This is a genomic window from Acidovorax sp. NB1, from assembly GCF_005405905.1.
Classification (GTDB): domain Bacteria; phylum Pseudomonadota; class Gammaproteobacteria; order Burkholderiales; family Burkholderiaceae_C; genus Acidovorax.
The window spans coordinates 371,157-381,259 of the sequence record NZ_BJHU01000025.1 but is presented as its reverse complement, the minus strand read 5'-3'; the positions used below and the strand labels follow the sequence as shown (position 1 = coordinate 381,259).

12 protein-coding genes are annotated in these 10,103 nt (G+C 67.3%); 6 read left to right on the top strand and 6 right to left on the bottom strand.

Going from position 1 to position 10,103, the window contains the following annotated elements:
- The first annotated feature begins 688 nt into the window (after positions 1-688).
- Entirely contained in the window at positions 689-1,102 is a 414-nt protein-coding gene (locus AvAM_RS13000; RefSeq protein WP_015011832.1) for a YkgJ family cysteine cluster protein, read from the top strand.
- A gap of 77 nt (positions 1,103-1,179) precedes the next feature.
- On the opposite strand, the gene AvAM_RS12995 is transcribed toward AvAM_RS13000, so the two are convergent.
- The 5 genes from AvAM_RS12995 to AvAM_RS12975 form a co-directional block, all read right to left on the bottom strand.
- Positions 1,180-2,820, bottom strand: a complete 1,641-nt coding sequence (locus AvAM_RS12995) for an AMP-binding protein (protein ID WP_137747448.1) — start codon at positions 2,818-2,820, stop codon at positions 1,180-1,182.
- Between the two features lie 91 nt (positions 2,821-2,911).
- Positions 2,912-4,234 (bottom strand): serine hydrolase, encoded by a 1,323-nt coding sequence (locus AvAM_RS12990; RefSeq protein ID WP_137747447.1) that lies wholly within the window; start codon positions 4,232-4,234, stop codon positions 2,912-2,914.
- A 73-nt stretch (positions 4,235-4,307) separates the two neighbouring features.
- Complete coding sequence (locus tag AvAM_RS12985; protein WP_137747446.1) at positions 4,308-4,880, bottom strand: thioredoxin family protein; 573 nt, start codon at positions 4,878-4,880, stop codon at positions 4,308-4,310.
- 37 nt (positions 4,881-4,917) lie between these two features.
- Positions 4,918-5,640, bottom strand: a complete 723-nt coding sequence (locus AvAM_RS12980) for a cytochrome c biogenesis CcdA family protein (RefSeq protein ID WP_137747445.1) — start codon at positions 5,638-5,640, stop codon at positions 4,918-4,920.
- Positions 5,637-6,143, bottom strand: coding sequence for a DUF2147 domain-containing protein (locus AvAM_RS12975; RefSeq protein ID WP_137747444.1), 507 nt, complete (start codon positions 6,141-6,143; stop codon positions 5,637-5,639). The genes AvAM_RS12980 and AvAM_RS12975 overlap by 4 nt, the downstream gene beginning before the upstream one ends.
- A gap of 179 nt (positions 6,144-6,322) precedes the next feature.
- Between AvAM_RS12975 and AvAM_RS12970 the strand changes: the two genes are divergently transcribed.
- The 3 genes from AvAM_RS12970 to AvAM_RS12960 are packed head-to-tail and all read left to right on the top strand — an operon-like array spanning position 6,323 to position 9,270.
- Positions 6,323-7,081, top strand: coding sequence for a response regulator (locus AvAM_RS12970; protein ID WP_137747443.1), 759 nt, complete (start codon positions 6,323-6,325; stop codon positions 7,079-7,081).
- Complete coding sequence (locus AvAM_RS12965; protein WP_137747442.1) at positions 7,078-8,397, top strand: ATP-binding protein; 1,320 nt, start codon at positions 7,078-7,080, stop codon at positions 8,395-8,397. The genes AvAM_RS12970 and AvAM_RS12965 overlap by 4 nt, the downstream gene beginning before the upstream one ends.
- 60 nt (positions 8,398-8,457) lie before the next feature.
- Positions 8,458-9,270, top strand: a complete 813-nt coding sequence (locus tag AvAM_RS12960; RefSeq protein ID WP_249368104.1) for a DUF72 domain-containing protein — start codon at positions 8,458-8,460, stop codon at positions 9,268-9,270.
- Here the strand turns inward: AvAM_RS12960 and AvAM_RS12955 are convergent.
- Entirely contained in the window at positions 9,248-9,550 is a 303-nt protein-coding gene (locus AvAM_RS12955) for an acylphosphatase (RefSeq protein WP_137747441.1), read from the bottom strand. The two genes, AvAM_RS12960 and AvAM_RS12955, sit on opposite strands and share 23 nt — an antisense overlap.
- A 69-nt stretch (positions 9,551-9,619) precedes the next feature.
- On the opposite strand from AvAM_RS12955, the gene AvAM_RS12950 reads away from it, so the two are divergent.
- On the top strand, positions 9,620-9,898 hold the full coding sequence (locus AvAM_RS12950; protein ID WP_137747440.1) for an ATP-binding protein: 279 nt from the start codon (positions 9,620-9,622) through the stop codon (positions 9,896-9,898).
- 47 nt (positions 9,899-9,945) lie between these two features.
- Positions 9,946-10,092, top strand: coding sequence for a hypothetical protein (locus tag AvAM_RS25660; protein WP_171012212.1), 147 nt, complete (start codon positions 9,946-9,948; stop codon positions 10,090-10,092).
- Positions 10,093-10,103: the final 11 nt, after the last annotated feature.

Below are 10,103 nucleotides of genomic sequence, written 5' to 3'. Positions count from 1 at the left end.
CGCAGGAGGGGGCCTCGCCTGACGGCTCGGGAATACCAACTACCAGTTCAAAAAAAGGAGGTGCTACCGAACCATCCAACCTATAGTTATCCACAGCTGGCTTCTAATGGAACCAGCTTCAGCCCCTGGTCAATGTTCGACTGGCACTGCTGATCACGATTGCACTGGCGCTAACAGGTCTCGCTACGAAAAATTGTCGCCCAGCAGCTAATTTGGACTGCTCCCGAGCCTCTTTTGTCGCCCAGCAGCTAGGTTGTGGCCTCTTTTGTCGCCTAGCAGCTATGTTGCGACTGCAAACCTGGCGCGCTGGACAGCGGGGTGCTTGAGCACGCAGCTAACCGATGGGTAGTTCTGCCCCGTGACAGCCGCCCCTTGCAGTCCAAAGCCGTCACTGCGGACATGGGTGGCGCGCCATGAGGGATGTGAGATTGGGTAGGGCACTTGAGGAGCGTGCGGCAGAATCTCAGATTACGCTTACCATCGTCTCATCCGATGCATCAGAGGCCTCCGGAAGCGGTTGATTCTTATAGCTTGAGAGTCTCACCTTATGGGTCTAGCTACAGATTGCTCCGTGGCACCGCAAGAAAACGCTCCCAAGGGAGCGTTTTCTTTTGACATGCCAGAGGAACTTGGATGAAGCTGGCGTTCCACTAAGCACCACCATTGCATGCTTTAACAATCCCACCCCATGCGCTCCCCCATCGCCATCGTTGACGTAGACCGCCTGGACACCTGGACCCGCTACCGTGCAGGCCTGTGCGACACCTGTGCGGCCAACTGCTGCACGATGCCGCTGGAGGTGCAGCTGTCGGACTTGGTGCGGCTTGAACTGGTGGACCCGTTCGAGGCGGAGCATGAGGAAATCCGCCACATTGCCAAGCGGCTGCAGAAGGCACGGCTGATTGACCACTTCAACCACAAGAACGCGATCTTCACGATGGCGCGGCGGGCGAGTGGGGACTGCAACTTTCTCGACCCCAAGACGCGGCTGTGCACGGTGTATGACAAGCGGCCCGAGACCTGCCGCCTGCACCCGCAGAAGAAGAGCCCCAAGCCGGGTTACTGCGCCTATGGGGCGCGGGATCTGCAGCGGCGGGGCTGATGACAGACAAGCGCTGAGGTGGCTCGCATCTCTAATCTGCGCGAGTCCACCGCCGTCTGAAACTGCGCCCCGCACGCTCACGCCATGTCGCGCAGCTCACGGCGCAGGATTTTGCCGACGCTGGACTTGGGCAGGGCCTCCACAAACACGATCTGCCGGGGCACCTTGTAGGCAGTGAGCGATGCACGGCAGTGGGCGGCAATGTGGTCTGCATCCACCGGTGGCACAGTGCCCGCCGCGCGCACCACATACAGCCGCAGTGCCTCGCCCGTTTTCTCGTCCGGCACGCCGATGCAGGCGCATTCCAGTACGCCGGGGCAGGCGGTGGCCACGGCTTCGACTTCGTTGGGAAAGACGTTGAAGCCCGAGACGATGACCATGTCCTTCTTGCGATCCACGATCTTGAGGAAGCCGCGCTCGTCCAGCTGGCCGATGTCGCCGGTGCGGAAGTAGCCGTCGGGTGTGAAGGCGGCGGCGTTGGCCTCGGGCTGCTGCCAGTAGCCGCCCATGACCTGGGGGCCTTTCACGCAGACCTCGCCGGGCTGACCCAGGGGCGCCGGGTGGCCCTGGTCGTCCAGCAGCCGCACATCCGTCGAGGGCAGGGGCAGGCCGGTGCTGCCGCTGAAGGCGGTGACCCATGCGGGGTTGAAGGCCACCACGGGGCTGGTCTCGCTCAGGCCGTAGCCTTCGCGGATGAACTGGCCGGTGATGGCCTGCCAGCGGGCCGAGACCGAGGGCAGGATGGCGGCACCACCGCCGCCCGCCAGCCGCAGGTTGGAAAAATCCACGCCCTGCGTGCCGGGGTGCGCCGCCAGCCCGGCGTACAGCGTGTTGACGCCCATGAACACGCTGGGGCGCGCGGCGTTCAGCACATGGATCAGCGCGTCCAGGTCGCGTGGGTTGGGCACCAGCCAGTTGCGCGCACCCACCGCAAAGTAGCTGATCATGTTCACCATCAGCGCAAAGATGTGATACAGCGGAATAGCCGTGACGATGACCTCTTGCGCGGGGCGCAGGGCATCGGGCACGAAGGCCTTGAACTGCTCCACGTTGGCCACCAGGTTGCGGTGCGTGAGCATGGCGCCCTTGGACAGGCCGGTGGTGCCCCCGGTGTACTGCAGGAACAGCAGGTCGCCCCCTTCCAGCACGGGCGGCGCAAAGGGCAGGGTGGCGCCCTCGGCCAGTGCGCGCGCAAATGAGGTGGTGGTGTGCAGGTGGGCATCCACCGGGGGCCCGGGTAGGTCGGCTGCGGTGCCGTCGCCGGGCGCCACGGTGATGATGCTGTGCAGTTCCACCCGGTCCTGGATGGCGGCCAGGGTGGCGGTAGACCCGGCATAGATCACCATCACCCGAGCCCCTGCGTCCAGCAGTTGGTGCTCCAGCTCGCGCGGGGTGTAGAGCGGATTCACGTTGACCTGCACGCAGCCCGCGCGCGCAATGCCCAGCATCGCGATGGGGAAGGCCATCAGGTTGGGGCACATCACGGCAATGCGATCGCCCTTGCGCACGCGCAGCACATTCTGCAGGTAGGCCGCAAAGGCACGTGATTGCTGGTCCACATGCGCATAGGTCAGCGTCTGCCCCATGCAGGTGAATGCAGGCCGGTGCGCGTAGCGCTGCATGGCGGCACACAGCAGGTGCACGACGCTGGGGTGGCTGTCGGGGTCGATGTGGGCGGGGATGGTGCCGTAGCTGGCCAGCCAGGGTTGGGGGGACATGGTGCAAAGGTCCTCATGGGGTGAAGTGGGGGCTGGACATTGGGTCGGCCACAAGGGCCGCAATGGCCCAGCCCAGGGTTGTGCGCAACGCTCAGCGCACAGCCTTGGCCAGTGCGGCAAAGGCCTGCCGATCCAGCGCGTGGGTGAAGGCGGTGTTGGGCACGGGGTGGGTCGAGAGCTTCACCACCACCAGCTCGGCCGCTGGGTTGATGTGGATGTGCTGGCCCATCAGGCCCTTGGCCTCGAAGCTGCCGTCAGCATCGTGGGGCAGCCACCACTGGTTGTGGTACGAGTAGCCCGCACGCATGGCGGTGCCGGGGGCCTTGCTGAACTTGGCGGGGTCGGCGCCCTTGCGCAGCTCGGCAATGGTGGCGGGCGAGACGATCTGCTGGCCGTTGAAGCGACCGTTGGATCGCAGCATTTCACCCAAGCGGCCCAGGTCGCGCAGGGTGGCGTTCACGCCCACGCTGGTGGCCTGGCCGCCGTTGGCATCGGCAAACACATAGGCGTCTTCCTGCGCGCCCAGCTTGGACCAGATGCGCTCGGACAGCAGGGTGGCGTAGCTCTTGCCGGTCACGCGCTGCAGCAGCCAGCCCAGCACCTCCGTGTCCACCGATTTGTAGGCAAATGCGGTGCCATGCTCACCGTCCTTCTGCACGGTGGGCAGGTGCTCGGTCATGCTCTTGGCCACGGTGATGCCCGGGGGCGCAGGCTGCAGGCCTGCAGCGGCCAGGTACTGGAACACGCCCGAGGTGGGGTCGGCAAAGTTCTCGGCGTATTTCACGCCGGTGGTCATGTCCAGCGTCTGCTGCACAGTGGCATCGGCCCAGGCGCTGGTGGCCAGCTCGGGCAGGTAGCGGGGGATGAGCGCGTTGGCATCAATCGCGCCTTCATGGATCAGCTCGGTCACCAGCAGACCTACCAGCGACTTGCTCATGGACCACAGCACGTGGGGCTGCTGCGGCTGCATGCCGATGTGATGGCGCTCGTACACCACACGGCCCCGGTGCAGCACCAGCAGGCCGTCGGTGTAGGTGGCCTTCTGCCAATCGGCCAGCGTGGTGGGCGCGCCCTTGTCGTCGGCAAACGCCAGGGTGTCGAGCAAGGCACGCGGCGCGGCGGGCAGTGCGCTGGGCGCAGCCGCACCGCGCCAGATGGTGGCCGTGGGCCCCAGTTCGCGCAGGTGCTGCGCGGCCCAGCGCACATTGGGATATTTGAGGATGTTGGCCAGCCGCACGATCTTGTCGGGCGGCGGGGGGAAGCCCTGCATCAGCTGCAGGGTCACGGGGTTGGTCGCGTCCGGCGGCGGCAGCTGCGGGGCCTGGGCCTGGCTGGCGGGTGCTACGCCCAGCAGGGTGCAGGCCAGGCCGATGGCGGTGAACGAGTGGGTCAGGTGGTGATGAAAGTGGCGCATGGTGAAAAGACCTCGGTCAATGAATGTGGAATGAGGGAGGAACAGGAAAAAGAAATGGAATCGGTCGGGCAGATCAGCCCCGCGCGGCCAGCAGCGTGCGAATCACGCCCTCGGTGCGCTCGTACTCGCCTTCGCCAAAGTGCTTGTAGCGAATGCGGCCCTGCGCATCGATGAGGTAGGTGGCGGGCCAGTACTGGTTGCTGTAGGCCTTCCAGGTGCCATAGCGGTTGTCCTGCGCCACGGGGTGCTTCACGCCATAGCGGCGCATGGCCGCCTCGACATTGCTGGCTGAGCGCTCGAACGGAAACTCGGGCGTGTGCACGCCCACCACCGTCAGGCCCTGGGGCGTGTACCGCTCGGCCCAGCGGTTCACATGGGGCAGGGTGCGGATGCAGTTGATGCAGGCATAGGTCCAGAAGTCCACCAGCACCACGCGGCCGCGCAACTGCGCCAGGCTCAGCGGTTCGGAGTTGAGCCAGCGCTCGATGCCGGTGAACTCGGGCGCAGCGCCCAGGTCGGGCAACGCTGCGGCGGGACTGGCGGGGCCCGCTGCATACGCCAAGCCAGGGGCAGCCAGTGCAGCGGCCATCGACGCCAGGAAAGCGCGGCGCTCGGAAAAGTGCGATGAAGAGGGGTGCAATGTCATGGTGAAAGCTCCTTGCAATCGGGTGGGGTGTCGCCCTTTACAGGCCGCCCCAGCCCGAGGGATAGAACTGCGTGAGCCAGGCGGTGATCTGCCCATCCACCTCCCACAACATGGCCAGCGCGACGGCAATGACCACCACGCCAAACACCTGCTGCACGCGGTGTGCGTGGCGTGCAATGCGGCGCACATGGTTGGCTGCAGCCTGGCCGCCGTAGGCAATGGCCAGCATGGGCAGCGCGGCGCCGGTGGAATACGCGAGCAGCAGCACGGCAGTGCCCACGCCCGCAGGCTCGGTGGCGATGAGGGTGAGGATGGAGGCGAGCACGGGCCCGGCGCAGGGCGTCCAGACCGCACCCAGGCTCAGGCCCAGCAGCAGCCCGCCCCAGTTGCCGCCCCCGCTGCCCATGCCCAGGCTGGCCACTCGGCTGAGCACGCCGCCCGCGTGCGAGCTGAGCCACTGGAACGGCCGGGGCCACACCGTGAGCACGCCAAACACCAGCAGCATCACGGCGGCAAAGCGGCGCAGGCCTTCTTGCGACACACCCAGCACCTGCGTGAAGCTGCTGAACAGCAGTGCCACGGCCGCGAACGACAGTGCAAAGCCCAGGGCGATGAACAGCGGGCGTGTGCGCTGTGCTGAGTCGGTACCGCTCACCGAGGCCCCCAGCACCACGGGCAGCATGGGCAACACGCAGGGCGCGCCCACCGTGAGCATGCCGGCGGCCACCGCCAGCCATGGCGAGGTGGTGGCCATCGTCATTGCGCGCTCCCGTGCTCGGCCGCTGGGCGGCGCCACACCTGCGTCTTGCCAAACAACGGGATGCCCACGTAGGCACGCACCAGCAGTTGCTCGGGCTCAGCCGGGGTGAGGTGGGCGCGGTAGGTCTTGGCGTTTTCGCGGTTGTAGATCTCGCCCTGGTACTCGCTGTTCCCGCCCTCCGCCGGGCGCAGGCCAGACAACAAAATCATGCCCAGCGCGGGCCGCACGTCAACAGCGGCCATGTCGGTGCCCGGCGCGCTCATGGAGCGGTTGGCCAGCACACGCACCACCTTGCCGCACAAGGTGTTGCCCCCGCCCGGGTTGCAGGGGGCGATGTTCACCTCCAGGTTGCCGCTTTCGGTGATCCAGAGGCCCAGCGGGGCCTTGGGTGGGGATGCAGGTTGGGCGGCAGCGGCGGGCTGCGCCTTGGCTGCCTCTTGAGCGCTGGCTGCATGCGCCAGGCCCAGTGCCAACAAAGCGGCCACGGCGATGGGGAATTTCATGGCAGGGTCCTCGTGAAGTTCAGGAAGACGCCATTGAAGCCAGCGCAGGTATCGGCGATTTGTCTGGCCAGGGCCGTTTGGTATGCGTGCTTGTCGATGCACGGGGCAGACAAGTTCAGATACATACGGGCCCGAAGTCGCCCCACCGCGTGCAGGCCAAAGCCCGGACAATGGCCGCCATGACGACGCCCCCGCCCGACCACATCCTGATCGTCGATGACGACGCCGGCATCCGCGAACTGGCTGCCGAATACCTGCAGCGCCAGGGCCTGCAGGTGAGCGTGGCCGCCGACGGGCGGCAGATGCGTGAGGTGCTGGTCACGCAGCGCATCGACCTGCTGGTGCTGGACCTGATGCTGCCGGGTACCGACGGCATCACCCTGTGCCGTGAGCTGCGCAGTCCCGGCGCGCCGCCGCTGCCCATCATCATGCTCACCGCGCGCAGCGACGAGGCTGACCGCATCCTGGGCCTGGAGCTGGGTGCAGACGACTACCTGGCCAAACCCTTTGCCGCGCGCGAGCTGCTGGCACGCATCCACGCCGTGCTGCGGCGCACGCGCATGCTGCCGCCCAACCTGGCCGTGGCCGAACCCGCGCGCCACCTTGCGTTTGGCGACTGGCGGCTGGACACCACGGCACGCCATCTGCTCGATGCGACGGGCGCGGTGGTGGCGCTGTCGGGCGCCGAGTACCGGCTGCTGCGCGTGCTGCTGGACCACCCGCAGCGCATCCTCACGCGCGACCAGCTGCTGCAGCTCACGCAGGGGCGCGATGCCGACGTGTTCGACCGCTCCATCGACCTGCTGGTGAGCCGCGTGCGCCAACGACTGGGGGATGGTGCACGCGGCTCGCGCTACATCAAGACGGTGCGCAACGAGGGCTATGTGTTCTGCGCCGATGTGCAAGCTGCGGCGACACCAGCAGGAGCCGCGCCATGACGCTGAGCTGGTGGCCGGGCTCGCTGTTCGGGCGCATCCTGCTGGTGATGGCACTGGGCCTGGCGCTGGCACATGCGCTGACGTTTTTGCTCGCGTTCACCGAACGCAGCATGACCATGCGGCGGGCCATGGTGTCGTATTTCGCCAGCGACGTGGCCAGCTCGGTTGCCATGCTGGAGCGCCTGCCCGCCTCCGAGCGCGCGCAGTGGGTGGACCGGCTGGCGCGCCGCAACTACCGCTTTGCGCTGGCCGAACCGCTGGACGCCCCCGCAGACCCGTCCCAACTCGCACGCCTGGTCGCCAGCGCTGTGGCAGCCACACTGCCTGCCGACCGGGCCGTGCAGGTGATCGACCCCCGCGTGCCGGGCACCGAGCTGCGGCTGCAGCTGCGTCTGGCCGATGGCACGCCCCTGGCCGTGGACATGGACGAGCCCCGGCTGCAGATCTCGCCCTGGGTGCTGGGCGCACTGGCGCTGCAGCTGGCGCTGCTGGTGGGCCTGTGCGCCTGGGCCGTGCGCGCAGCCACGCGGCCCCTGCGCACGCTGGCCGATGCGGCCGATGCGCTGGGGGCCGACCGCCCCGCCGTGCCCTTGGCTGAAGACGGTCCGCGCGAGGTGCAACGCGCCGCCGTTGCCTTCAACCATATGCAGCAGCGCATCCAGACACATCTTCAGGAGCGCATGCAGATCCTGGCCGCCGTTTCGCACGACCTGCAAACACCCATCACCCGGCTGCGCCTGCGCGCCGACCTGCTGGACGACACCACGCTGCGCGACAAGCTACACGCCGACCTGGCCGAGATGCAGTCGCTGGTGGAAGAGGGCATTGCCTACGCGCGCTCATCGCAGGCGGTGCGCGAGCCCCCGCAGCGCGTGAACCTGCGCGCGCTGGTGGAAAGCATCGCGCGCGACTACGCCGACGCGGGCCTGCCGGTGCAAGTGCTGCAGGCGGTGGATGTGACCTGCGACACCCGCCCCCAGGCCCTGCGCCGCCTGCTGTGCAACCTGTTGGACAACGCGCTCAAGTTTGCGGGTGCTGCCGAGCTGACGCTGGAGGTGGAGAGGCCAGGCCAGTGGCTGGTACGCGTGCTTGATCGCGGGCCCGGCATCCCCCAGGCCGACCTCGCCACCGTGCTGCAGCCCTATGTGCGGCTGGAAGATTCGCGCAACCGGGGCACCGGTGGCACGGGACTGGGCCTGGCCATTGCCAGCGAACTGGCCAAGGCCCTGGGAGGCCGCCTGGTGCTGGAGCCGCGGGCGGACGGCGCGCAGGGGCTGGAGGCGCGGGTGGAGCTGCCAGAGGCCCTCCCGGCATAGGCATGCGCACCAGCGCCGCTGCTACAGTGGCCGCTCCGTGGACTCTCAAAGGACACCGCCGTGGACACCTCTGCTAGCACCCGCCAGAGCGAGATCAGCGCAAGCAATCGGCACATCCGCGTCGGCATCGGCGGCTGGAACTTCGAGCCCTGGCGCGGCAACTTCTACCCTGCGGGCCTGGCCCAGAGCAAAGAGCTGCAGTACGCCAGCCGACAGCTGACTGCCATTGAGGTCAACGGCACCTACTACAGCACCTTCAAGCCGCCCACCTTTGCCAAGTGGCGCAATGAAACGCCTGAGGGCTTCGTGTTCTCGCTCAAGGCCAACCGCTTTGCGACCCACCGCCGCGTGCTGGCAGACGCGGGCGATTCGATCGCGCGGTTTGTCGAGAGCGGCCTCTCGGAACTAAAGGACAAGCTCGGGCCCATCGTGTGGCAGTTCATGCCCACCAAGGCGTTTGAACCGCAAGATTTCGAGGCCTTTCTGGCCCTGCTGCCGCAGCAACTGGACGGCCTGCGGTTGCGCCACGCGCTGGACGTGCGCCACCCGAGTTTTGCGACGCCAGCGTTTGTGGCGCTGGCGCGCCGGTATGGCTGCGTGCCTGTGTGCACCGACTCCGACCAATTTCCGGCCATTGCGGATGCAGAGGCCGACTTTGCCTACCTGCGGCTGATGCGCAGCCAGGCCGACGTGCCCACGGGCTACACGCCCGAGGCGATTGCGCAATGGGCGCAGGGCGTGCGCACCTGGACCAGCGGCGAGCGACCGCGCGATGTGTTTGTGTACTTCATCAACGGCGCCAAGGAGCGTGCGCCTGCCGGGGCAATAGAGTTGCTGCGGCAGCTGGGCGCTACACCGTCTCGCGCTGTGTGAAGCCCTGCGGCGCCTCGCCACCGTCGGGCACATTGCCCACCACCACGCGGTCCACACGCGCATGCTCCGGCCCCTGGTGCGCCCAGTCGATGAGGGCCAGCACGGCGGGTTCCGGGCCCCAGGCGCAGGCCTCCACACGGCCATCCTGGCGGTTGCGCACCCAGCCCGTCACGCCCAGGCGCTCGGCGGCCTGCACCATGGACCAGCGGTAGCCCACACCCTGCACATGGCCGGTGATCAACAGATGGCGGGTAATGGTGGAGTTGGGTTCTGCGTTCATGGGGGCACTGTAGCGCGCGCCTTGTAGATCGCAGGTTCCAGCGGCACACTGCCCACCACACGGCACTCCATGACCACCACCGCCCCCAAGGCACTGCCCACCATCGACCCCCAGCGCTGCACCGGCTGCGGCTGGTGCATTGCGGTATGCCCGCCGCATGTGCTGTCGCTGCAGCTGTTGGGCGCGGGGCCCTGGGGCCCCAAGTGCTCCACCCTGCACGATGCGCCGGGTTGCACCGGGTGTGCGCTGTGTGCGATGCGCTGCCCGTTCGATGCGATCCGCATGGTGCGCACGGTTGCAGGCGATGCCCATGAGGCCATCACGCCACAGGCTGATGGAGACGCGTGATGGCGGGTTGACAGGCCCCAGCCCGCATCCGGTACACTGCGCCCTTCATGTCGTACACCGCCATCCCCTCCACCACACACGCCGCTGCCTTCCAAGGCATGGGCATGATGCCGCCCGCATCCACGCGGGCCAATGGTGAGCAGCGGGCACTGGGTGCACGAATGATTACCACCATTACCGCCGCGGCCACCTGAGCACGCGCAGG

Coding starts and splice junctions, on each gene's coding strand:
- AvAM_RS13000 (WP_015011832.1), top strand. CDS start 689: ATGCGCTCCCCCATCGCCATCGTTGACGTAGACCGCCTGGACACCTGG.
- AvAM_RS12995 (WP_137747448.1), bottom strand. CDS start 2,820: ATGTCCCCCCAACCCTGGCTGGCCAGCTACGGCACCATCCCCGCCCAC.
- AvAM_RS12990 (WP_137747447.1), bottom strand. CDS start 4,234: ATGCGCCACTTTCATCACCACCTGACCCACTCGTTCACCGCCATCGGC.
- AvAM_RS12985 (WP_137747446.1), bottom strand. CDS start 4,880: ATGACATTGCACCCCTCTTCATCGCACTTTTCCGAGCGCCGCGCTTTC.
- AvAM_RS12980 (WP_137747445.1), bottom strand. CDS start 5,640: ATGACGATGGCCACCACCTCGCCATGGCTGGCGGTGGCCGCCGGCATG.
- AvAM_RS12975 (WP_137747444.1), bottom strand. CDS start 6,143: ATGAAATTCCCCATCGCCGTGGCCGCTTTGTTGGCACTGGGCCTGGCG.
- AvAM_RS12970 (WP_137747443.1), top strand. CDS start 6,323: ATGACGACGCCCCCGCCCGACCACATCCTGATCGTCGATGACGACGCC.
- AvAM_RS12965 (WP_137747442.1), top strand. CDS start 7,078: ATGACGCTGAGCTGGTGGCCGGGCTCGCTGTTCGGGCGCATCCTGCTG.
- AvAM_RS12955 (WP_137747441.1), bottom strand. CDS start 9,550: ATGAACGCAGAACCCAACTCCACCATTACCCGCCATCTGTTGATCACC.
- AvAM_RS12950 (WP_137747440.1), top strand. CDS start 9,620: ATGACCACCACCGCCCCCAAGGCACTGCCCACCATCGACCCCCAGCGC.
- AvAM_RS25660 (WP_171012212.1), top strand. CDS start 9,946: ATGTCGTACACCGCCATCCCCTCCACCACACACGCCGCTGCCTTCCAA.